This is a genomic window from Rickettsia endosymbiont of Polydrusus tereticollis, from assembly GCF_964026385.1.
GTDB lineage: Bacteria > Pseudomonadota > Alphaproteobacteria > Rickettsiales > Rickettsiaceae > Rickettsia.
Genome location: NZ_OZ032142.1, coordinates 1,375,936 through 1,394,443, shown reverse-complemented (window position 1 = coordinate 1,394,443; position 18,508 = coordinate 1,375,936). Strand labels below are relative to the sequence as shown.

Genomic DNA, 18,508 nt, shown 5'->3' with positions numbered 1-18,508 from the left:
ATGGCTTTAAAGAAATTTAACCCGGTCACTCCCTCGCTTAGAGAGTTAATACAAGTTGATAAAGCTAGCCTTTGGAAAGGTGATCCTTTTAAGCCTTTAACTAAGGGAATAACTAAGACGGGCGGAAGAAATAATCAAGGTAGAATTACCTCGTGGCACAGGGGTGGCGGGCATAAAAAACTATATCGTCTTATTGATTTTAAAAGAAATAAATTAGATGTGTTTGCTACTGTTGAAAGAATAGAGTATGATCCGAACCGCACCGCTTTTATTGCGTTAATTAAGTTTGAGGACGGTGAATATTCTTATATTCTAGCTCCGCAAAAATTATCTATAGGCGAAAAAATAATATCTAGCAAAGATGCCGATATTAAAATCGGCAATTGCATGCCGTTAAGGTTTATTCCGGTTGGAACTACTTTACATAATGTTGAAATGAAAGTAGGTAAGGGCGGTCAGATTGCAAGATCAGCCGGCACTTCAGTAGATTTGGTAGGTAAGGATTCAGGATATGCACAAATTAAGCTTAGATCAGGTGAATTTAGATTAATACCTTTAGATTGTAAAGCTACTATAGGTGTTGTTTCTAACTCTGATCAAAAAAATATTAATTTAGGAAAAGCCGGTAGAAATAGGTGGTTAGGACGCAGACCTCACGTTAGAGGGGTAGCTATGAATCCGGTCGATCATCCACATGGCGGCGGTGAAGGTAAAACTTCCGGCGGGCGTCATCCCGTTACTCCTTGGGGATTCCCGACTAAAGGTAAAAAGACTCGTAAAAATAAATCTACTTCAAAGTTTATTATTAAAAAAAGAAAGTAATTAAAATTAGGTATTAGTTATGGCACGTTCAGTTTGGAAAGGGCCTTTTGTCGACGGTTATTTGATAAAAAAAGTACATAAGTTAATGGAATCCGGTAAGTCGGAAATGATTAAAACTTGGTCCAGAAGGTCAACTATTTTACCTTTTTTTGTCGGTTTTACATTTTCGGTTCATAACGGAAATAAGTTTATACCGGTTTCCGTAAGTGAAGAAATGGTTGGCAGAAAATTAGGAGAATTTGCACCGACTCGAACATTCTACGGTCATGGAGCAGATAAAAAAGTTAAAAGAAAATAAATTATATGGCACAAGTAAGTAAAAATTTTGCTACGGCAAAAGCTAAGTCTATTAGGGTTAGTCCAAGAAAGTTAAATTTAGTTGCGGCTTCTATTAGAAATATGAGAGTTGCACAAGCATTAGTGCAGTTAACTTTTTCACCAAAACGAATTGCACATGATGTAAAAAATTGTTTACATTCCGCAATTGCTAACGCTGAAAATAATTTAGGTTTAGATATAGATAGATTAGTTATTACAAACGCCACGGTCGGTAAAGCTTTAGTGATGAAAAGAGTTATGCCGAGAGCTAAAGGGAGAGCGGCTCGAATTAATAAGTTTTTTAGTAATCTCTATATTACCGTTACAGAAAAAGAGGAGAATTAAAATGGGACAAAAAATTTGCCCACATGGTTTTAGAGTTGGACCGACATTAATTAAAGGATGGGATTCAGTATTATATGCTGAAAAACATTATAAAACTCTTTTTATACAAGATATAAGGATTCGGGAATTAATAAATAAAAATTGTAATCAAGCTCAAATTAGTAGGATACTTATCGAAAGACCTTCTAATAAAAGTATTATAATTAATATCTATGCAAAAAAACCAAATATTATTATCGGTAAAAGCGGTAGTGATATTGATAAATTAAAAAAGACTGTAGAAAAAATGGCTTCTTTGAAAGAAGTTTATATTAATATTCATGAGGTAAGGAAATCTAATATCGATGCTCCTATAGTAGCACAAAATATTGCTTCGCAACTTGAAAAAAGAGTTTCTTTTAGGAAAGCAATGAAAACCGCTATTCAAGCTTCTTTTAAACAAGGTGGTCTTGGTATAAGGGTTAGTTGTTCGGGACGTCTTGGCGGAGCTGAAATTGCTAGAACGGAATGGTATAGAGAAGGGAGAGTCCCTTTGCATACCTTAAGAGCCGATATTGATTATTCAACGGCTGAAGCTATAACTACTTATGGAGTTATAGGCGTAAAGGTTTGGATTTATAAAGGTGAGTATACCGAAAATAAAAAATATAACTAATTTTAAAGTACAAAAATGTTAGCTCCGAAAAAACAAAAATTTAGAAAAGCTCATAAAGGACGAGTCACTTCAAAAGCAAAATCAGGTACTATGCTTGCTTTTGGTTCTTTTGGGTTAAAATCTATAGACGGTTGGCGAGTGACTGCGAGGCAAATAGAAGCAGCAAGGAAAGCCGCAACCAGATGTATGAAAAGACAAGGTAGATTATGGATAAAAATCTTTCCTGATTTGCCTGTTTCTAAGAAACCTGCAGAGGTAAGAATGGGTAAAGGTAAAGGAACGCCGGAATTCTTTGCGGTAAGAGTCTCGCCCGGAAGAATTATGTTTGAAATTGAAGGAGTGGAAGAAAATATAGCCCTTAGAGCTTTAGAGCTTGCTAGTGCTAAACTACCGGTAAGAACAAAGATAGTGAGACGTTATGACTGATTTAAAATCCTTAAAAAAAGAGCTGGCTCCTAAAACTATAGAAGAGCTTAATAAAAATCTTATTGCTTTAAAAAAAGAATTGTTTAATTTGAGATTTCAGCAGACTTTAGGAGAATTAAAAAATACAAGTAGATTTTCTTTTGTTAAAAAGTCAATTGCACGTATTAAGACCGAATTAACCAAAAGATCTGAGAGCGAGGAATATTAAAATGCCAAAAAGAGTCTTACAAGGTGTTGTAGTAAGTGCAAAGGCGGATAAAACTGTTACCGTAAAAGTAGAACGTAAATTTAAACACCCTATTTATAAGAAATTCGTAAAAGTATCTAAAAAATATGCTGCTCACGATCCTGAAAATAAATTTCAAGACGGAGATAAAGTTAATATAATAGAAAGTCGCCCTATCTCAAAAACAAAAACATGGATAGTATTGAATGATGAAGCATAGTAAAAGCGGTTGAGTTTGCGTATAAGATGCTTTGTAATAGCCTAAAGTAATTAGGTAAACGACAAGCAATGAGGTAGGTAAGTTAAAATCACTTTACTATAAAGGCTTTTAGGGCATTGCCAAATAAAGATAGATACCTTGGAAAATCTACGTCATTGCGAGGAAATTACGAAGTGATTGACGAAGCAATCTAGCTAAAAATTAGCAATTTTTTGTTATTTTTTATGGATTGCCACGCTCCTTACAGTCGCTCGCAATGACGATATCTATCTTTATTTTACAATGCCGCTTTTAGTCTTTGACTTTATCGGATAGATTGTTTATTTTGTGTTTTGTAAAAAGTATATAAGTGGAAGTAATTTATGATTCAGATGCAAAGCATCTTAGATGTTGCGGATAATTCCGGTGCTAAGAAAGTTATGTGTATTAAAGTTCTAGGAGGTTCGCATCATATGATAGCTAAGCTCGGTGATGTTATTGTAGTTTCAATTAAGGAAGCTATGCCCGGCGGTAAAGTTAAAAAAGGTGATGTATATAAAGGATTAATAGTTAGAACAAGAACAGGTGTTAGAAGAATCGACGGCAATACAATAAAATTTGATAAAAATGCAATAGTACTTCTAAATAAGCAGGGTGAACCTATCGGTACTAGAGTTTTTGGACCGGTAACTAGAGAGCTTAGAGCTAAAAAATTTGTTAGGATAATGTCACTTGCAGAGGAAGTATTATAAATGATTAAGTTGAAAGTTAAAAAAGGTGATGAAGTTGTTGTTATCACCGGCAAATACAAAGGGAAAAAGGGGAAGATATTAAAAGTTTTTCCTGAAGATAATAAAATTATTGTTTCCGGGGTAAATTTGGTGAAAAAACATACCAAACCAAGCCAAGTAAGTGAAGGAGGAATAATAACTAAAGAATTGCCTATACACATCTCAAATGTTGCTCATATCGATCCTAAAACCGGTGAATCTACAAAAGTAGGTTTTAAAATTTTAGAGGACGGTTCTAAAGTTAGAGTAGCAAAAAAATCAGGTGAGATTATCGGCAAGGAAGGTAAATAATGTTATTAAGATTTAAAGAGTTATATACTCAAGAAATTATAAAAAATTTGCAAAAAGAATTTTCTTATAAAAATAAACACGAAATACCGGAAATTAAAAAAATCGTTATAAATATGGGAGTAGGTGCCGCAGTAGCCGACTCTAAAGTAATGAATAACGTTGTTAACGACTTAACTTTAATTTCCGGACAGAAGCCTGTTGTAACTTTAGCCAGAAAATCTATAGCAACCTTTAAGCTTCGTGAAGGAATGAAGATAGGTTGTAAAGTAACTTTACGCAAAGACAGAATGTATGATTTTCTTGAAAGGTTGGTAATTGTAGCGCTGCCGCGTGTTAAAGAGTTTCGAGGTTTTTCTTATAAAAGTTTTGACGGTAAAGGAAATTTTACTTTCGGATTAAAAGAACAAATAGTCTTTCCCGAAATTAATTACGATAAAATTGATGTAATAAGGGGTATGGATATTACAATTGTTACCACGGCTAAAAACGATAAAGAAGGTAAATTGTTACTTTCGGGCTTTAATTTACCTTTTTATAATTAATTTTTAGGATATGTAGATGGCAAAATTAAGTTCTATAAAAAAAAATGAAAGAAGAAAAAAATTCTCACAAAGCTTATATAGTAAGCGTACTAAATTAAAAAATAAGATTTACGATAAAAATATTTCGTTAGAAGAACGTTTTTCATTAGTGATGACTCTTGCTCAATTGCCAAGAAATTCAGCTGCTATTAGAGTAAGAAATAGATGTGAATTAACAGGAAGACCAAGAGGCGTGAGCAAAAAATTCGGTATTTCACGGAATATGTTAAGAGTTTTAGCGGGCAAGGGTTTAGTACCCGGAGTAATTAAGGCAAGTTGGTAAGAATTAAGAGATATATAATATGTCAATGACTGATAACGTAGCGGATATGCTAACTAGAATTAGAAATGCTTATAAAAGTAAATTAATGAGCGTTGCTTTTCCTGGTTCTAAAATGAAATGTGCAATTTTAGATGTATTGCAAAAAGAAGGTTATATAAAAGAATATAAGGTTACCCAAGAAAATAATATTAGCCATGTTGAAGTAGATTTGAAATATTCTAGTAAAGGTGAAGCCTCTATACGTGAAGTTCATAAGGTTTCAACACCCGGAAGAAGAGTATATTCAGCAATCAAAGATTTGAAAGGATATTATAATAATATGGGAATTTATATTCTTTCTACTTCTCATGGAGTAATGTCGGATAGAGAAGCTCATATTCAAAATGTTGGCGGTGAAGTAATTTGTAAAGTGTTTTAAGGTAAAAAAATGTCACGTGTCGGAAAGTTACCAATTATTATACCGGAAGGGGTGAAAATTGGCTTAAACGGTTTAGAAGTAAATATATCCGGACCTAAAGGTAAATTATCAAAAGCTTTTAAAGGCAGTATAGAAATTTTGTTAGAAGATAATAAAATTTTAGTAAAACCGTTAGCTCAAAATAAAAATGCTCGCTCTATGTGGGGTACCGCAAGAAGTATAATATCTAGCATGGTTAAAGGGGTAAAGGAAGGCTTTAAATTAGAGCTGGAAATTAACGGCGTCGGTTATAGAGCTATGGTAAAAGGAGAATATTTAAATTTAATGCTTGCCAAAAGCCATAACACAAAAATTGAAATACCTAAAGATATTAAAGTTGATGTTCCTAAGCAAAATGTGATTATTTTGGAAGGGACGGATAAAGAAAAATTAGGTCAGTTTGCATCAATTATTATAAAACAAAGACCGCCTGAACCTTATAAAGGTAAAGGAATTAAATTTAAAGGTCAGTATATACCACGGAAAGAAGGCAAGAAAAATTAAAATTTAAGAGTTAAATATGCATAGTGCGAAACTTAAGTTTGAAAGAAGACAAAATAGAGTAAGATATAAGATAGCCAAACTATCTAATAGACATAGATTATCTATTTTTAAATCCGGAAGACATATATATGCTCAGTTAATTGATGATTCAAAATCAATAACGGTTGCTTCGGCTTCAACTTTAGACGAAAAAATTAAAAAATTAAAAAAGTCTAATTGTAATGTAGACAATGCTACTAAAATTGGTGAATTAATAGCTGAAAAAGCTATTTTGAAAGGAATAGAGGAGGTCGTATTTGATAGAGGGGGGTATAAATACCACGGTGTTATCAAAGCTCTCGCTGATGCGGCACGGAAAAAATTAAGATTTTAGGTTAAGGTTATTATAAATGTCTAAAGTTAAAAAAAATGAAGAAGCTTTAAGCGAAACTGTAGTTGACATAAATAGAGTTACTAAAGTAGTTAAAGGCGGACGAAGATTTTCTTTTGCTGCATGCGTAGTTGCAGGAGATCGAGCAGGTAAAGTAGGTTATGGTCACGGTAAAGCAAAAGAAGTGACTGAAGCTAGAGGGAAAGCGACTCAAGAAGCTAGGAAAAAATTGACTAAGATTCCTCTTTATCAAAATAGAACAATTCACCACGATGTTGTTGGGAAAAGTGGTGCCGCTAAAGTAATTTTAAGAAGAGCTAAAGCAGGTACCGGAGTTATTGCCGGCGGTGCTATGAGAGCAATTTTTGATTCTTTAGGAGTACATGATATTGTTGCTAAGTCGTTAGGTTCTAGTAATGTATACGCAATGATTGCTGCAACATTTGATGCATTAAGTAAACTTTCTTCGCCAAAAACTATCGGATTACGAAGAGACAAAAAAATAAATGAAGTATCGGTAAAAGCTACCGATCTTCAAGTTAGTGAATAATATCGTATTATAAATAACAATATTAAATAATATTTTAGGTTTTTTAAAAGCTTGAGGTGTATTAAGGAATTATGAGTAATAAAAAAGAAGAAAAATTAGCTGATATACAATTAAAAGTTACTCAAGTTAAAAGTAGCATAGGTCGTAAATATGATCAGAAACAAACGTTAATCGGACTCGGTCTAAATAAAATCGGTAGAGTTGTTATTCTTGATGCTACTAATTCAATTAAAGGTATGCTTAAAAAAGTTGAGCATTTATTAAAAATAGAAAATATCAATTAGAGTTTCAAAATGAAATTAAACGAATTATATAATAATTTTGGTTCTAAAAAAAATAGAAAAAGAGTCGGACGAGGCATCGGCAGCGGAAAAGGTAAAACTTGCGGCAGAGGTGTGAAAGGACAAAAAGCTAGGTCAGGTGTGGCAATAAAAGGTTTTGAAGGCGGTCAAACTCCTATAATAAAAAGATTGCCGAAAAGAGGATTTAATTCTTTGTCTCCTAAAAAATATAATATTGTAAATGTTTATGATATCGAAGCTTTATTATTGGCCGGGTGTTTAAATGAGGCTGAAATAATTACTAAAGAAAAATTGGTAGAGGTCGGGTTAATTAAAAATAGTAATTTATTAGTTAAATTATTATCGGTTAGCACTGAAGGCTTCGCTGCCCCTTTATCATTTAAGTTAGATGCTTATTCTTCTAAAACCAAAGAATTGATTGAAAAAGCCGGCGGGCAAATATTATAACTTATGAATGCACATTCTTCAAAAAAGACCGGCAATGATCTTACTAATCGCATTATTTTTACTGTTTTAGTTCTTATAATATGTCGGTTTGGATCATTTATACCTATAGCGGGTATTGATTCGGTTGCTTTAAATAGTGTTGCTGAGCAGAATCAATCCGGTATACTTGGCATGTTTAATATGTTGTCAGGCGGTTCTTTAGGCAGGATGTCTATTTTTGCTTTAGCGGTTATGCCTTATATAACTGCGTCAATTATTATTCAATTGATGTCGGTAGCTTATAAACCTTTGGAAAATTTAAAAAAAGAAGGTGAAGCCGGAAAAAGAAAAGTTAATCAGTTATCAAGATATTTAACAGTTTTGCTAGCTTCTTTTCAAGCTTACGGGGTGGCCATAAGTTTGGAATCTATAGTAACAAATACCGGACCGGTAGTGATTATACCGGGTCTTTTCTTCAAGGTTACCACAGTAATTACCTTAGCTGTCGGAACAATGTTTTTAATGTGGCTGGGTGAACAAATTACGCTTCGTGGGATAGGAAACGGCACTTCTTTAATTATATTTATAGGTATAATTTCAGGCGTGCCTAGTGCTATTATTAGTATGTTTGAATTATCTCGTAAAGGGGCTTTATCTCCATTAGTGGGGATAACTGTCTGTATAGGAGTAGTCATTTTAATAGCTATAATAATTTTTTTCGAGAAGGCTCAAAGAAAATTATTAGTGCAATATCCTAAACGGCAAGTAGGAAATAAGATTTACGGCGGAGAAGCAACCCATATGCCGCTTAAACTTAATACGGCAGGTGTAATCCCGCCGATATTTGCTAGTTCAATTTTATTATTTCCTGCGACACTTGCAAATTTCTCTACTAATAATTCGGAAATTATGGGGACATTGACATATTATTTGGGTCACGGGAAGCCTATTTATATTTTGTTGTATGTCGCTTTAATAATGTTTTTTAGCTTTTTTTATACGGCAATAGTATTTAACTCTGAAGAAACAGCCAATAATTTAAGAAAATACGGTGCTTATCTTCCGGGTAAAAGACCCGGAAAAAACACGGCAGAATATTTTGATTATATACTTACTAGGCTTACGGTTATAGGGGGGATATATTTAAGTTTAATATGTGTGATTCCTGAATTATTAATGAATAAATACGTTGTATCACTTTCTTTGGGAGGGACAAGTTTTTTAATTGTAGTTAATGTAGTACTTGATACATTCGCCCAAATTCAAACTTACTTATTTAGTAGTAGATACGAAGGACTAATGAAAAAGGTAAAATTAAAAAATTAAAAATGAGTTAGAAGTGATAATAGTTCTTATAGGTCCGCCTGGAGCCGGAAAAGGAACCCAAGGGAAAAAATTAGCCGAAAAAAGTCATCTACCTCATGTGTCTGTCGGCGATATATTTAGAACAATTATTATGTCCTCAAGTGAGGAGAGTAGGTTAATTAATAATTATATAAAGCAAGGAAAACTTATTCCTAATGAAATAGTAAATGGAATAGTTGAGAAATTTTTATCGTCGGATAAATATAAAAACGGTTATATATTAGATGGATATCCTCGCAATCTAGAACAAGCCGAATTTTTTAAAACTATTAGCAATCAAAAAATAAAAATTATTTACTTTGATATTTCTGATGAAATATTAATTAAAAGAATTTTAGGCAGATATAATTGTGCAAATTGCGGCAAGATATATAATAATTATTTTTTAAAGCCTAAGGTTGAAAATATTTGTGATGCTTGTGGCTCAAATGCGTTTGTTTGTAGGAAAGATGATAGTGAAGAAATTATAAAAAAAAGAATAGAAGAGTATAAAATTGAAACTTCTCCCTTGATAAATTATTATAAAGATAACGGTGAATTTTATACAATAAATGCAAGTAAAAAAGAAGAAGAAATAGAAAGTGATTTATATAAAATACTAAAAATAAATTGACTTTATAAAAGTTTTTTATATTATTTTTTTAGTTGTTAGTGAAATTTTGGAGATTATTTGTGGCAAGGATTGCGAGCGTTAACATTCCCGATAATAAGCGTTTAGTAATAAGTTTAACATATATTTACGGTCTTGGAAATAGTATTGCAAAGGAAATTTGTAATAAAACAAAGATACCGGAAAGTAAAAAAGTTAAAGATCTTAATGATCAGGAACTTATTAGTTTACGTAATGTTATTGAAAAAGAATATAAAGTTGAAGGTGATTTAAGGCGAGAAGTTAACCTTAACATTAAAAAGAAAAAAGATATAAGGTGTTTTCAAGGGCTTAGGCATATACGCAAATTGCCGGTTCGGGGGCAAAATACTCATTCTAATGCTCGTACGAGAAAAGGAAAAGCCGTGGCAATTGCCGGTAAGAAAAAAGCCGTAAAATAATAGAGTAGAATATAAAGATGAGTCAAACTAAAGTTAAGAAAAAAAAGAAGACTATTACCCTTGGTGTTGTGCATATACAAGCAACATTTAATAATACTATTGTTACATTTACCGATGTTCAAGGTAATGCAATATCTTCATCATCCGCAGGAAGAAACGGATTTAAAGGTGCTAGAAAAGCGACCCCTTACGCTGCTCAGATAACTGCAGATAAAGCTTCTGAAGAAGCAAAAGAATATGGGCTTAAAACTGTTTCTATTAGAATTCAAGGACCGGGTGCTCAACGTGAATCGGCGATGCGTGCAGTATTTGGGCAAAATTTTGTAATTACATCAATTCTAGATGTTTCAGCCATTGCACATAATGGAGTAAGGCCGCCAAAAAGAAGAAGAGTATAAGGAAGACATAGATATAGGTATAGAATGTTATCGCTAAGTAAAAATTGGAACTCTTTAATAAAGCCGCATAAGGTAGCTTATCAAAGCTCTCCTGAAACTAACAATATCGCAAAAATTATAGTCGAACCATTAGAAAGAAGCTTTGGTTTAACATTAGGTAATGCTATGAGAAGGGTTTTACTTTCTTCTCTACAAGGAGCAGCCGTAACGTCTATAAAAATTCCCGGGATAGTGCATGAATTTTCTTCTATTCCCGGGATAAAAGAAGACTTAGTTGAGATAGTTTTAAATATTAAATCTATAGCAATAAAAATGCATGTTGCAGATAAAAAAATTGTTAAGTTAAAAGCTTCAGGACCTTGTGTAGTGACTGCCGGCATGATCGAAACCGGTCATGATGTAGAGATATTAAATCCGGAACATGTAATTTGCAACTTGGCTAAAGGTAAGCAGCTCGAGATGGAGTTAACTTGTAGAATAGGAAAAGGATATGTGCCTAATACAAGTAACAGTGAAAATAACTTACCTATCGGAGAAATTGCTATAGATGCTTTATTTAGTCCGGTAAAAAGAGTTACCTATAGAGTTGAAAATACTAGGGTCGGTCAAGTTACCGATTATGATAAATTAATTATGATGGTGGAAACTAACGGAGATATTTCTCCGGAAATGGCTATCGGTTTAGCCGCTCGTATTTTACAAGAACAATTGCAACCATTTATTTCTTTTGAAGAACAAGAGGAAGTTAAACAAGATAAAACAGAATCCTTGCCGTTCTCTCCTTATTTACTTAAAAAAGTTGATGAATTGGAGTTATCTGTTCGATCTGCGAATTGTTTAAGGAATGAAAATATAGTTTATCTTGGTGATCTTGTTAAAAAAACTGAAGCTGAAATGTTAAGAACTCCAAATTTCGGCAGAAAATCTTTAAATGAAATTAAAGAGATATTAGCAAAATTCAGTTTAAAATTCGGTATGGATTTACCTGACTGGCCACCGGAAAATATACAAGAATTATCTAAGCGTTACGAAGATTTCTATTAATTTAAGGATATATAAAAAAGATGCGGCATAAAATTAAAGGTAGAAAGCTTAATAGAACTAGTAGTCATCGGCAAGCAATGTTTGCTAATATGGCTGTAGCACTTGTTATGCATGAGCAAATACAAACGACGCTGCCAAAAGCTAAGGAATTACGACCTTATGTGGAAGCTTTAGTAACTAAAGCTAGAAATACTAATTTGGCAACCAGAAGAAGTGTATTAGCTAAGATAAAAGATAAGGTTGCGGTAGAAAAGTTAATTAATGTCTTAGGAAAAAGATATAGTAATAGACCGGGCGGCTATACTAGAATAATAAAAGCCGGTTTTCGTTACGGTGATTTAGCCCCTCTAGCGTATATTGAATTTGTTGATAGGGATGTGAATGCCAAAGGAAGCACAAATCATAATATTGATACTCAAAAAGATATTAAAAATAAGTAATAAATCTGTATAAGGGAAAATAATGGCTAATCATTCTTCAGCAAAAAAAGCTGCAAGGCAAACCATAAAGAAAACGTTGGTTAATAAAAAAAGATCAAGTGCAATAAAGACTTATATTAAAAAAGTTTTGCACGAAATTAATAATGGATCAAAAGATAATGCTAATCTTGCTTTGATTACAGCCCAATCTAAAATAATGAAAGGGGTGAAGAAAAACATTATTAAATTAAATACCGCCTCACGAAAAATTAGTCAATTATCTCAAAAAATTAAACAAATGGTTAAAGAAGAAGCATAGTTTCGGATTCGCTTTTTTTTAAGTGTTCCCGGAGCTTAATTTGTTGAAAATTTAATTCTCAAAATTTAGCTTGATTATTTTCCAAAATTAGTGCATATTTTGCTCGTAGAATGTGGGCGATTAGCTCAGTTGGTAGAGTATCTCGTTTACACCGAGAGTGTCGGCAGTTCGAGCCTGTCATCGCCCACCATTAATATAAAAAATTTTAGTGTTTAGGTTTAACTATATGAAAAGTTATTTAAAAAAAACTTTATTTGTTTTTGCGGGGCTTCTATTTATAGGTGGAGGTTTCTTTTTCGGTCAGCCGGGAAAGGTTGATGCAGCTTCTAAAGAAGAAAAGAAAAAATTTGGTAACTGGTCTTTGAATTGTAGTGTTGACGATAAGAAAAAGCAAATTTGTTTTTTATCACAGCAGATTAATAATACTATTAAAGGTAAAGAGCAAGAAGTTTTAGCTCTGTATCAAGTCGGTAATTTTGGTCAAGAAAAAGAAGTAAAAATAGTTGAAACATTACCGGCAAATATTCTAATTGCTCCCGGTACTTCAATTATTAGCGGGACACAATTAATAGCACCCGGTAAATACGTTAATTGTACCTTAGGTAACTGTCAGGCTGTGGCTTCAATTTCTCAAAGTGATTTGAAAACTATTTTGTCAAGTGATAATAACTTCGTGGGAGTAATGACGGCGGAAGGTAAGCAAGTAAATTTTCCACTTTCTAAAGAGGGTTTAGAAGAAGGATTGAAAGCTTTAAAAATAAAAATTAATTAAGTTTAGAGTTCTAAATTTAATTTTAAAATAGCAAAAATAAAAAGTGAGGAAATTATTTTTCTCACTTTTTTTATAGTGAGCGTTCACGGTTTATTATAGCAAAATTATTTTTATATTATGATTAACTATCCACGTGTTGGCATCGGTGTTTTAATATTTAATGCTAAAAATGAGATATTACTCGGCAAGCGTATAAGTTCTCATGGTGAATCTACCTATGCACTGGCAGGCGGGCATTTAGAATTTTGCGAAATGTTTGAGCAGTGTGCTATTCGTGAGGTTTTAGAAGAAACAAATCTTATAATTGAAAACCCTGAATTTATAGGTGTTACTAATGATATTTTTGAAAAAGAGCAGAAATATTACATCTCAATTTTTCTTAAAGCTCATTGTTTAAATGAGCTCGAATTACAGAATTTAGAACCACATAAGGTTGAAAGCTGGCAGTGGTTTACCTTGGGTAATTTACCAGATAATCTTTTCCCGCCATTGAAAAAGCTATTTAATGATAGAGGTTATGGAAAGAAGTTATAAATTAACTCACCTTATCTAATTTTAAATATCCGTAGGCATATTTATGTAAAACACTAGAAATAAGGTGACCGCTCGCTTTTTATGAGCATCGTCAAGTAATGTATAGCAAAGCTTATTAATGTCATTCTAGCTAAAGGCGGGAATCCAGAGAATATATATAGTAAATTTTTATATAATTTTGCTTATTTTAAGTGTTTTTTCTAGATTCCTGCTTTCGCAGGAATGACATATAGCACTTTTTTGATCCATGCAACAATGCCGCAACTGAAAGGAGTGCGGCAATCCAGGAAAATAATAGTTATCCTGAATTTATTTCAGGATTCTACTACAAGAGATGTGCAAAACTTGTTCAGCATGACAAAAGATTGCCGTGCCGGTGCTACGTACCTCCTCGCAATGACGAGGTAAGATCGAGCCATGCAAAAACGCTGATGAATAAGAAAAAGAGAAGGTTAATGAGGGATATTATTTGTTACCAAATGAAGATACTAACTTATTAATTAATGATTCCACATTAATGGCCGGTTGAGTATATTTTATTTGATCATTGGCGGCAAGGTTTTCGTCTTCGCTACCGGGAGTGATAGAAATATATTTCCCGCCTAGTAACCCGCTAGTAACCACTGATGCTCTTGAATCTTTAGGCAATTTTACATCATCATTTATACTTAAATATACTAGGGCAAAAAAACTATTCGGGTCTAAGGTAATTGCTTTTACTACACCTATTTTTATACCGGCGACCATTACGTCGCTTCCCGTAGCTATCCCCTCGACGCTTTGAAAGCTAGCGGTTACTTGATATCCGTTAGAGTTATTTGAAGAGCTGCCGGTTTTATAGGCAAAAGTTAAAAATAATACCGCAATAATTAGTACCGTAAAACCGACCATAGTTTCTATAATATTTTGCTTCATTGTTTTAATTCGTTATTTTGTATTTAAAATATTTATTATGGCTTCCATCTATTATAGTTAGAATTTACTATTTTATCCTCAGAGGCAGTATTAAGTAGGTGATTTTTTTGCCATGGAAAATTATTAATATGCGGCACTTCATTAATCATATGATGTAACCAAGCGTGCCACATAGGAGGAATTTTTGCAGGTTCACTTTCTCCTTTATAAACGATAAATCTTTTATTACGCCCTAGATAATCAAGCTTTTTGCTTTCATAATATTTATTAAAAAATGCATCTTCTCCAACTTTTTTATAAAAAAAAGCAATAAAAAAACTATTCATCCTTGAATTATTCATTTTGGGCATTTGAGCATCTTTATAGCTAGTTCTTTTCCTTTTACGGCTAACTTATCGGCGACAATATTACCTTGATTATCGGCATGACCTTTTACCCATTTCCAGATAATAGTATGCTTCCCGAGTTCGGCGTACAGATTTTGCCATAAATCGGCATTTTTAACTAGTTCATTGTTGCTTTTGTACCAGTTATTTTTTATCCATTTATAAATCCATTCGGTAATTCCTTGCTGGAGATATTTACTATCAGTATGGATTTCAACAAAACATGATTTTTTCAACGACTTTAATGCTTCAATTGCGGCTTTCATTTCCATGCGATTATTAGTTGTATGTAACTCATAACCGGTTATTTCTTTATTAAGACCGTTAAATTGTAGTAAAGCTCCCCATCCTCCGGGTCCGGGGTTGCCTGAGCAAGCACCGTCGGTGTAGATAATTACGTATGGTTTATCTTCTGTCAATATTTTACTAAAGAGTTAGTTACTTTGGCTTAGAGGGTTTAGATTTTGAAGAATTTCGAAATTTATCTAAAATTATTACATTCGGGGATAAATTAGTTTCGTCATCATCTTTATTTTTTTCTTCTAAAAGTTGTTTTTTAATTTTTAATATTTCGTTTTGAGAATTATTATATGAATTTAGCTGCCGGTTAAATGTTAAACTATAATTATTATTAGAATCAACAAAGCTAATAAGCGAATTAAACGGTATATAAATTGCCTCTTTTATCCCGTCAAAACTAACCGTTAAAGAAAATCCTTCATCTTTTACTATCAAATTTTCAAATTGATGTTGCAAAACTATCGTTATTTCTTTCGGATAGACTTCTCTTATTTTAAGCGGCAGTACTACTAACGGGTTATCGGTTCTATATGAGATATATATTAGTTGATCCCAATACAAATTTTCGCTTTGAATCCTTGTAAGAATTTTTTTTACGAATTCTAACATAGATTCATTAAGAAATTTTTGATATTGAATATTCATATTACAAATTAAGAATTTAAATAATATACATTATTAGCAAAACCAAAAGTCGGCATTGCAAGGAAGCATTAGCGTTGTTGTTTGGCTCAAATTTTTGCGAAGCGTTCGGTGTTGTCATTCTAGTTCCTTGATCACGGCATCCAGTCTTTTTATTAAGGTTTTTTCTGGATACCGTGGTCAAGCCACGGTATGACACCATACCAGTATATGGGGCTTTTTCTGTTGCCCGGTAAAACCCCCAACCGCGCAAGTTTAAGCTACAGCTAAAGCTGGGCTACCTGCGAAACGTTTATTATCATTTGCGTTTCTTTTGTTTGATCCATAGACTAAAAGTCCGGCGGAATCATCCCGAGTAAAAGCAATTTTTTTATTAAGTACGTCGATCCTATTTCGCCCCCCTAAATACTCGATGAACTTCAAAAATTGGCTGTGTCGTCTTATAAGTTCGCAGGTAGCCACGTATTAAGTATACGCTGTGCTCCTCGACTTATAGACTCCTTGCTCTTTTTGAAGTTGATCTTCGTATTACTGCTATATATTATTTCTGGTGGAAGCGCCGGGTACCGCCCCCGGGTCCGCAACTTCTATTCTAAACTACGTTTATTACTATAGCTATTACTAGCCTTACTATTATGCCTTAATTTAAATAAAATGTAAAGTTTACTTTTAAGAATCCTAGATTTATGTTTGAAATACTTTTATACTTAAACACGTCATTAGAATTAACAATATTTTATGCTAACAAAAATCGGAATTATAGCCGGCAAGGGTGCTCTTCCCTATTTAACAGCCAATAATTATACCAAACAGGGCGGTAAATGCTATATAGCTGCTATTAAAGGTGAAGCTGATACGGATTTGATTAAAGATTTTGAATATAAGGTTTTTAAAATCGGCATGGTCGGCGAGGTTATTCACTACTTTAAAAAACATAACGTGCAAAATTTAATTTTTATTGGCGGAGTTAATAGACCGAATTTTAGCAATCTAGCTGTGGATAGAATAGGCGGCTTATTACTTTTTAGAATAATTGGACAAAAAATTTTGGGAGACGATAAAGTATTAAGAATAATCGCAAATTTTTTTGAAGGTTATGGTTTTAAGGTAATTTCAAATAATGACATATATAAAAATCAAAAGTATTATGTCTACAATACTACCAATACCCTCCCTTCTGATTCAGATGAACGAGATATTGAGCTTGGAATAAAATTATTAAACCATTTAAGCAAGTTTGATGTCGGTCAGTCAGTTATAGTCGAAGATTCGTATGTGCTAGGTATTGAAGCCGCCGAAGGAACGGATAATTTAATAGCTAGATGTATAAACTTACGTAGAAAACGGCAAGGCGGAGTGTTGGTAAAAATACCGAAATTAGGTCAAGATATTAGGTTAGATATACCGACGATCGGACCTGATACTATATTAAATCTTGCTAAATATAATTATAACGGTATAGCAATCAAAGCAAATGACGTAATTATAGTCGAGCAAGAACTAACCGTAAAACTTGCCAATGAACATAAAATTTTTATGGTAAAATGTTAGCGATAGGCATCACGGGTAGTTACGCATCGGGAAAAACAGTTGTTTTAGATTACTTAGCAAGTAAGGGGTATAAAACTTTTTCCGCCGATGAATGTGTAAAAAATTTGTATAAAAACATAGAAATACAAAGCCAAATTTTAAAATTATTGCCTAGTTTAAAAATATTTGATCGAATAGAAATTAGTACATTAATTTATAATGACGATAAAGCTCGCCAAAAATTACAGGATTTTGTTTATCCGCTTTTAATAAAAGAATTAATCTTTTTTAAACAACAAAATAAAATTGCTGATAAAATTACTGAATTTATATTTGCAGAAATTCCTCTACTTTTTGAAGCCAATTTTAAAATATATTTTGATTTCGTAGTAACAATATTTTGCTCGGAAGAAACAAGAATAAAGCGTGCAATCGGTCGCCCGTCATTTGACCCGGAAATTTATAAAAAAATAGAAAAAATCCAATTATCTCAGGAAGATAAAATAGCAAGAGCAGATTTTGCTATAAATAGTGACTGTGATATGTTAAAGTTAGAAAAACAAATAATGCAATTAATAAAGAAATTAGAGTGTCACAAGTAAGAGAAGTAATTTTAGATACCGAAACTACAGGGTTAGAGCCACGAGACGGTCATCGGATCGTAGAAATCGGTGCTATCGAAATGATCAATAAAGTATTAACCGGCAAGCATTTTCATTTTTATATCAATCCTGAACGTAACATGCCGACGGAATCATATAGGATACACGGCATATCAGGTGAATTCCTTAAAGACAAACCTATTTTTCAAGATATTGCCGATGATTTTTTAGAATTTATAGCAGATAGCAAACTTGTTATTCACAATGCACCTTTTGATATTAAATTTATTAATCACGAATTATCTTTTCTCAAAAAATCCACGGTTAAGCCTCTAGAGCTTTCAAGTGCTATCGATACCCTAATTATGGCAAGAAATATGTTCCCGGGAAAAGGTGCTAGTCTTGATGCCTTATGTAAGAGATTTAAAGTTGATAATTCTTCTCGTCAATTACACGGTGCTTTGAAAGATGCGGCTTTACTTGCCGAAGTATATGTCGAATTAACAGGAGGCAGGCAAGCCGCCTTCAATCTCACTAAAGAGATATCTACAACAGATAGGTTAGTGGTGAGCCCACTGAGCCATTCGGCAAGCCGTACTAAAATAGTTGCACCCACTAAGGAAGAATTAAAAAAACATAAAGATTTTTTAGCTACAATCCTTTCTGCCGCTGCTGCTTCATAGTAA

33 protein-coding genes, 1 tRNA gene, 1 other RNA gene and 1 pseudogene are annotated in these 18,508 nt (G+C 33.0%); 31 read left to right on the top strand and 5 right to left on the bottom strand.

Annotated elements, in window-relative coordinates; translation table 11 throughout:
- The 28 genes and pseudogenes from rplB to AAGD48_RS06730 all read left to right on the top strand — a co-directional run bounded on the left by rplB (nt 1) and on the right by AAGD48_RS06730 (nt 13,855).
- Nucleotides 1-822, top strand: coding sequence for a 50S ribosomal protein L2 (gene rplB / locus AAGD48_RS06865; protein WP_341789522.1), 822 nt, complete (start codon nt 1-3; stop codon nt 820-822).
- 19 nt (nt 823-841) lie between these two features.
- Nucleotides 842-1,120, top strand: coding sequence for a 30S ribosomal protein S19 (rpsS, locus tag AAGD48_RS06860; protein ID WP_253308017.1), 279 nt, complete (start codon nt 842-844; stop codon nt 1,118-1,120).
- Between the two features lie 5 nt (nt 1,121-1,125).
- Nucleotides 1,126-1,485, top strand: a complete 360-nt coding sequence (rplV, locus tag AAGD48_RS06855) for a 50S ribosomal protein L22 (RefSeq protein ID WP_341789521.1) — start codon at nt 1,126-1,128, stop codon at nt 1,483-1,485.
- Between the two features lies 1 nt (nt 1,486).
- On the top strand, nt 1,487-2,140 hold the full coding sequence (gene rpsC, locus AAGD48_RS06850) for a 30S ribosomal protein S3 (protein ID WP_341789520.1): 654 nt from the start codon (nt 1,487-1,489) through the stop codon (nt 2,138-2,140).
- 15 nt (nt 2,141-2,155) lie between these two features.
- Entirely contained in the window at nt 2,156-2,566 is a 411-nt protein-coding gene (gene rplP, locus AAGD48_RS06845) for a 50S ribosomal protein L16 (RefSeq protein WP_341789519.1), read from the top strand.
- The gene (gene rpmC / locus AAGD48_RS06840) at nt 2,559-2,774 is read left to right on the top strand and encodes a 50S ribosomal protein L29 (protein ID WP_341789518.1); all 216 of its coding nucleotides are present in this window, start codon (nt 2,559-2,561) and stop codon (nt 2,772-2,774) included. The genes rplP and rpmC overlap by 8 nt, the downstream gene beginning before the upstream one ends.
- Before the next feature lies 1 nt (nt 2,775).
- The gene (gene rpsQ / locus AAGD48_RS06835) at nt 2,776-3,012 is read left to right on the top strand and encodes a 30S ribosomal protein S17 (RefSeq protein WP_341789517.1); all 237 of its coding nucleotides are present in this window, start codon (nt 2,776-2,778) and stop codon (nt 3,010-3,012) included.
- 362 nt (nt 3,013-3,374) lie between these two features.
- A complete protein-coding gene (gene rplN, locus AAGD48_RS06830; RefSeq protein WP_253308011.1) occupies nt 3,375-3,743 on the top strand; it encodes a 50S ribosomal protein L14 in 369 nt (122 codons plus the stop codon).
- Nucleotides 3,744-4,073, top strand: coding sequence for a 50S ribosomal protein L24 (gene rplX / locus AAGD48_RS06825; protein ID WP_341789516.1), 330 nt, complete (start codon nt 3,744-3,746; stop codon nt 4,071-4,073).
- Nucleotides 4,073-4,615, top strand: a complete 543-nt coding sequence (gene rplE / locus AAGD48_RS06820) for a 50S ribosomal protein L5 (protein ID WP_341789515.1) — start codon at nt 4,073-4,075, stop codon at nt 4,613-4,615. Before rplX ends, rplE begins: the two co-directional genes overlap by 1 nt.
- 16 nt (nt 4,616-4,631) lie before the next feature.
- Nucleotides 4,632-4,937: a 30S ribosomal protein S14 gene (gene rpsN / locus AAGD48_RS06815; protein WP_341789514.1), complete on the top strand. Its 306-nt coding sequence runs from the start codon at nt 4,632-4,634 to the stop codon at nt 4,935-4,937.
- A gap of 19 nt (nt 4,938-4,956) precedes the next feature.
- On the top strand, nt 4,957-5,355 hold the full coding sequence (gene rpsH, locus AAGD48_RS06810) for a 30S ribosomal protein S8 (RefSeq protein ID WP_341789513.1): 399 nt from the start codon (nt 4,957-4,959) through the stop codon (nt 5,353-5,355).
- Nucleotides 5,356-5,364: 9 nt separating this feature from the next.
- Nucleotides 5,365-5,898 (top strand): 50S ribosomal protein L6, encoded by a 534-nt coding sequence (gene rplF / locus AAGD48_RS06805; protein WP_253308006.1) that lies wholly within the window; start codon nt 5,365-5,367, stop codon nt 5,896-5,898.
- A gap of 16 nt (nt 5,899-5,914) precedes the next feature.
- Nucleotides 5,915-6,271 (top strand): 50S ribosomal protein L18, encoded by a 357-nt coding sequence (gene rplR, locus AAGD48_RS06800; RefSeq protein WP_341789512.1) that lies wholly within the window; start codon nt 5,915-5,917, stop codon nt 6,269-6,271.
- A gap of 16 nt (nt 6,272-6,287) precedes the next feature.
- Nucleotides 6,288-6,818, top strand: coding sequence for a 30S ribosomal protein S5 (gene rpsE, locus AAGD48_RS06795; RefSeq protein ID WP_341789511.1), 531 nt, complete (start codon nt 6,288-6,290; stop codon nt 6,816-6,818).
- 71 nt (nt 6,819-6,889) lie between these two features.
- Complete coding sequence (rpmD, locus tag AAGD48_RS06790) at nt 6,890-7,102, top strand: 50S ribosomal protein L30 (RefSeq protein WP_341789510.1); 213 nt, start codon at nt 6,890-6,892, stop codon at nt 7,100-7,102.
- A gap of 9 nt (nt 7,103-7,111) precedes the next feature.
- The gene (rplO, locus tag AAGD48_RS06785; protein ID WP_341789509.1) at nt 7,112-7,567 is read left to right on the top strand and encodes a 50S ribosomal protein L15; all 456 of its coding nucleotides are present in this window, start codon (nt 7,112-7,114) and stop codon (nt 7,565-7,567) included.
- A 3-nt stretch (nt 7,568-7,570) separates the two neighbouring features.
- Entirely contained in the window at nt 7,571-8,872 is a 1,302-nt protein-coding gene (gene secY, locus AAGD48_RS06780; protein WP_341789508.1) for a preprotein translocase subunit SecY, read from the top strand.
- Nucleotides 8,873-8,885: 13 nt separating this feature from the next.
- Nucleotides 8,886-9,524 carry an adenylate kinase gene (locus AAGD48_RS06775; RefSeq protein WP_341789507.1) on the top strand — a complete coding sequence of 213 codons (639 nt, stop codon included), beginning with the start codon at nt 8,886-8,888 and terminating at the stop codon, nt 9,522-9,524.
- 59 nt (nt 9,525-9,583) lie between these two features.
- Nucleotides 9,584-9,961, top strand: coding sequence for a 30S ribosomal protein S13 (gene rpsM / locus AAGD48_RS06770; protein ID WP_341789506.1), 378 nt, complete (start codon nt 9,584-9,586; stop codon nt 9,959-9,961).
- Nucleotides 9,962-9,978: 17 nt separating this feature from the next.
- Entirely contained in the window at nt 9,979-10,359 is a 381-nt protein-coding gene (gene rpsK, locus AAGD48_RS06765) for a 30S ribosomal protein S11 (RefSeq protein ID WP_341789505.1), read from the top strand.
- A gap of 24 nt (nt 10,360-10,383) precedes the next feature.
- Complete coding sequence (locus tag AAGD48_RS06760) at nt 10,384-11,403, top strand: DNA-directed RNA polymerase subunit alpha (protein ID WP_341789504.1); 1,020 nt, start codon at nt 10,384-10,386, stop codon at nt 11,401-11,403.
- 20 nt (nt 11,404-11,423) lie between these two features.
- Nucleotides 11,424-11,843, top strand: coding sequence for a 50S ribosomal protein L17 (gene rplQ / locus AAGD48_RS06755; protein WP_253307996.1), 420 nt, complete (start codon nt 11,424-11,426; stop codon nt 11,841-11,843).
- A 22-nt stretch (nt 11,844-11,865) separates the two neighbouring features.
- Nucleotides 11,866-12,141 (top strand): 30S ribosomal protein S20, encoded by a 276-nt coding sequence (rpsT, locus tag AAGD48_RS06750; protein ID WP_341789503.1) that lies wholly within the window; start codon nt 11,866-11,868, stop codon nt 12,139-12,141.
- A 114-nt stretch (nt 12,142-12,255) separates the two neighbouring features.
- A tRNA-Val gene (locus AAGD48_RS06745) sits at nt 12,256-12,331 on the top strand.
- 36 nt (nt 12,332-12,367) lie between these two features.
- Nucleotides 12,368-12,913: an invasion associated locus B family protein gene (locus AAGD48_RS06740; RefSeq protein WP_341789502.1), complete on the top strand. Its 546-nt coding sequence runs from the start codon at nt 12,368-12,370 to the stop codon at nt 12,911-12,913.
- 117 nt (nt 12,914-13,030) lie between these two features.
- Nucleotides 13,031-13,357, top strand: a pseudogene (locus tag AAGD48_RS06735) (nucleotide triphosphate diphosphatase NUDT15); the annotation flags it as partial.
- A 312-nt stretch (nt 13,358-13,669) separates the two neighbouring features.
- Nucleotides 13,670-13,855 carry a hypothetical protein gene (locus AAGD48_RS06730; protein ID WP_341789501.1) on the top strand — a complete coding sequence of 62 codons (186 nt, stop codon included), beginning with the start codon at nt 13,670-13,672 and terminating at the stop codon, nt 13,853-13,855.
- A gap of 57 nt (nt 13,856-13,912) precedes the next feature.
- On the opposite strand, the gene mlaD is transcribed toward AAGD48_RS06730, so the two are convergent.
- From mlaD to ssrA, 5 genes are all read right to left on the bottom strand, one after another.
- Nucleotides 13,913-14,362 (bottom strand): outer membrane lipid asymmetry maintenance protein MlaD, encoded by a 450-nt coding sequence (gene mlaD / locus AAGD48_RS06725; protein WP_341789500.1) that lies wholly within the window; start codon nt 14,360-14,362, stop codon nt 13,913-13,915.
- Nucleotides 14,363-14,397: 35 nt separating this feature from the next.
- Nucleotides 14,398-14,703 carry an NADH-ubiquinone oxidoreductase subunit NDUFA12 family protein gene (locus tag AAGD48_RS06720; RefSeq protein WP_341789499.1) on the bottom strand — a complete coding sequence of 102 codons (306 nt, stop codon included), beginning with the start codon at nt 14,701-14,703 and terminating at the stop codon, nt 14,398-14,400.
- Nucleotides 14,700-15,167, bottom strand: coding sequence for a ribonuclease HI (gene rnhA, locus AAGD48_RS06715; protein ID WP_341789498.1), 468 nt, complete (start codon nt 15,165-15,167; stop codon nt 14,700-14,702). The genes AAGD48_RS06720 and rnhA overlap by 4 nt, the downstream gene beginning before the upstream one ends.
- A 19-nt stretch (nt 15,168-15,186) precedes the next feature.
- On the bottom strand, nt 15,187-15,693 hold the full coding sequence (locus AAGD48_RS06710; RefSeq protein WP_341789497.1) for a ClpXP protease specificity-enhancing factor SspB: 507 nt from the start codon (nt 15,691-15,693) through the stop codon (nt 15,187-15,189).
- 207 nt (nt 15,694-15,900) lie between these two features.
- Nucleotides 15,901-16,355, bottom strand: a transfer-messenger RNA (tmRNA) gene (gene ssrA, locus AAGD48_RS06705).
- Nucleotides 16,356-16,428: 73 nt separating this feature from the next.
- Here ssrA and AAGD48_RS06700 point away from each other — a divergent pair.
- Genes AAGD48_RS06700 through dnaQ form a run of 3 tightly spaced genes read left to right on the top strand, consistent with a single transcriptional unit; the run spans nt 16,429 to nt 18,505 of the window.
- Complete coding sequence (locus AAGD48_RS06700; RefSeq protein WP_341789496.1) at nt 16,429-17,241, top strand: LpxI family protein; 813 nt, start codon at nt 16,429-16,431, stop codon at nt 17,239-17,241.
- Complete coding sequence (gene coaE, locus AAGD48_RS06695) at nt 17,235-17,822, top strand: dephospho-CoA kinase (protein WP_341789495.1); 588 nt, start codon at nt 17,235-17,237, stop codon at nt 17,820-17,822. Before AAGD48_RS06700 ends, coaE begins: the two co-directional genes overlap by 7 nt.
- Complete coding sequence (gene dnaQ, locus AAGD48_RS06690) at nt 17,810-18,505, top strand: DNA polymerase III subunit epsilon (RefSeq protein ID WP_341789494.1); 696 nt, start codon at nt 17,810-17,812, stop codon at nt 18,503-18,505. The genes coaE and dnaQ overlap by 13 nt, the downstream gene beginning before the upstream one ends.
- Nucleotides 18,506-18,508 lie beyond the last annotated feature (3 nt).

What these genes read in the sequence shown, in the direction of transcription:
- rplE (WP_341789515.1), top strand. Translation starts at nt 4,073, where the DNA reads ATGTTATTAAGATTTAAAGAGTTATATACTCAAGAAATTATAAAAAAT.
- rpsC (WP_341789520.1), top strand. Translation starts at nt 1,487, where the DNA reads ATGGGACAAAAAATTTGCCCACATGGTTTTAGAGTTGGACCGACATTA.
- rplO (WP_341789509.1), top strand. Translation starts at nt 7,112, where the DNA reads ATGAAATTAAACGAATTATATAATAATTTTGGTTCTAAAAAAAATAGA.
- coaE (WP_341789495.1), top strand. Translation starts at nt 17,235, where the DNA reads ATGTTAGCGATAGGCATCACGGGTAGTTACGCATCGGGAAAAACAGTT.
- mlaD (WP_341789500.1), bottom strand. Translation starts at nt 14,362, where the DNA reads ATGAAGCAAAATATTATAGAAACTATGGTCGGTTTTACGGTACTAATT.
- rpsK (WP_341789505.1), top strand. Translation starts at nt 9,979, where the DNA reads ATGAGTCAAACTAAAGTTAAGAAAAAAAAGAAGACTATTACCCTTGGT.
- rpsQ (WP_341789517.1), top strand. Translation starts at nt 2,776, where the DNA reads ATGCCAAAAAGAGTCTTACAAGGTGTTGTAGTAAGTGCAAAGGCGGAT.
- rplF (WP_253308006.1), top strand. Translation starts at nt 5,365, where the DNA reads ATGTCACGTGTCGGAAAGTTACCAATTATTATACCGGAAGGGGTGAAA.
- rpsS (WP_253308017.1), top strand. Translation starts at nt 842, where the DNA reads ATGGCACGTTCAGTTTGGAAAGGGCCTTTTGTCGACGGTTATTTGATA.
- rplN (WP_253308011.1), top strand. Translation starts at nt 3,375, where the DNA reads ATGATTCAGATGCAAAGCATCTTAGATGTTGCGGATAATTCCGGTGCT.
- rplR (WP_341789512.1), top strand. Translation starts at nt 5,915, where the DNA reads ATGCATAGTGCGAAACTTAAGTTTGAAAGAAGACAAAATAGAGTAAGA.
- AAGD48_RS06730 (WP_341789501.1), top strand. Translation starts at nt 13,670, where the DNA reads ATGACATATAGCACTTTTTTGATCCATGCAACAATGCCGCAACTGAAA.
- rpsE (WP_341789511.1), top strand. Translation starts at nt 6,288, where the DNA reads ATGTCTAAAGTTAAAAAAAATGAAGAAGCTTTAAGCGAAACTGTAGTT.
- AAGD48_RS06720 (WP_341789499.1), bottom strand. Translation starts at nt 14,703, where the DNA reads ATGAATAATTCAAGGATGAATAGTTTTTTTATTGCTTTTTTTTATAAA.
- rpsN (WP_341789514.1), top strand. Translation starts at nt 4,632, where the DNA reads ATGGCAAAATTAAGTTCTATAAAAAAAAATGAAAGAAGAAAAAAATTC.
- rplV (WP_341789521.1), top strand. Translation starts at nt 1,126, where the DNA reads ATGGCACAAGTAAGTAAAAATTTTGCTACGGCAAAAGCTAAGTCTATT.
- rplP (WP_341789519.1), top strand. Translation starts at nt 2,156, where the DNA reads ATGTTAGCTCCGAAAAAACAAAAATTTAGAAAAGCTCATAAAGGACGA.
- rpmC (WP_341789518.1), top strand. Translation starts at nt 2,559, where the DNA reads ATGACTGATTTAAAATCCTTAAAAAAAGAGCTGGCTCCTAAAACTATA.
- rpsT (WP_341789503.1), top strand. Translation starts at nt 11,866, where the DNA reads ATGGCTAATCATTCTTCAGCAAAAAAAGCTGCAAGGCAAACCATAAAG.
- rpmD (WP_341789510.1), top strand. Translation starts at nt 6,890, where the DNA reads ATGAGTAATAAAAAAGAAGAAAAATTAGCTGATATACAATTAAAAGTT.
- rpsH (WP_341789513.1), top strand. Translation starts at nt 4,957, where the DNA reads ATGTCAATGACTGATAACGTAGCGGATATGCTAACTAGAATTAGAAAT.
- AAGD48_RS06760 (WP_341789504.1), top strand. Translation starts at nt 10,384, where the DNA reads ATGTTATCGCTAAGTAAAAATTGGAACTCTTTAATAAAGCCGCATAAG.
- AAGD48_RS06740 (WP_341789502.1), top strand. Translation starts at nt 12,368, where the DNA reads ATGAAAAGTTATTTAAAAAAAACTTTATTTGTTTTTGCGGGGCTTCTA.
- AAGD48_RS06700 (WP_341789496.1), top strand. Translation starts at nt 16,429, where the DNA reads ATGCTAACAAAAATCGGAATTATAGCCGGCAAGGGTGCTCTTCCCTAT.
- rplQ (WP_253307996.1), top strand. Translation starts at nt 11,424, where the DNA reads ATGCGGCATAAAATTAAAGGTAGAAAGCTTAATAGAACTAGTAGTCAT.
- secY (WP_341789508.1), top strand. Translation starts at nt 7,571, where the DNA reads ATGAATGCACATTCTTCAAAAAAGACCGGCAATGATCTTACTAATCGC.
- rplB (WP_341789522.1), top strand. Translation starts at nt 1, where the DNA reads ATGGCTTTAAAGAAATTTAACCCGGTCACTCCCTCGCTTAGAGAGTTA.
- AAGD48_RS06710 (WP_341789497.1), bottom strand. Translation starts at nt 15,693, where the DNA reads ATGAATATTCAATATCAAAAATTTCTTAATGAATCTATGTTAGAATTC.
- rplX (WP_341789516.1), top strand. Translation starts at nt 3,744, where the DNA reads ATGATTAAGTTGAAAGTTAAAAAAGGTGATGAAGTTGTTGTTATCACC.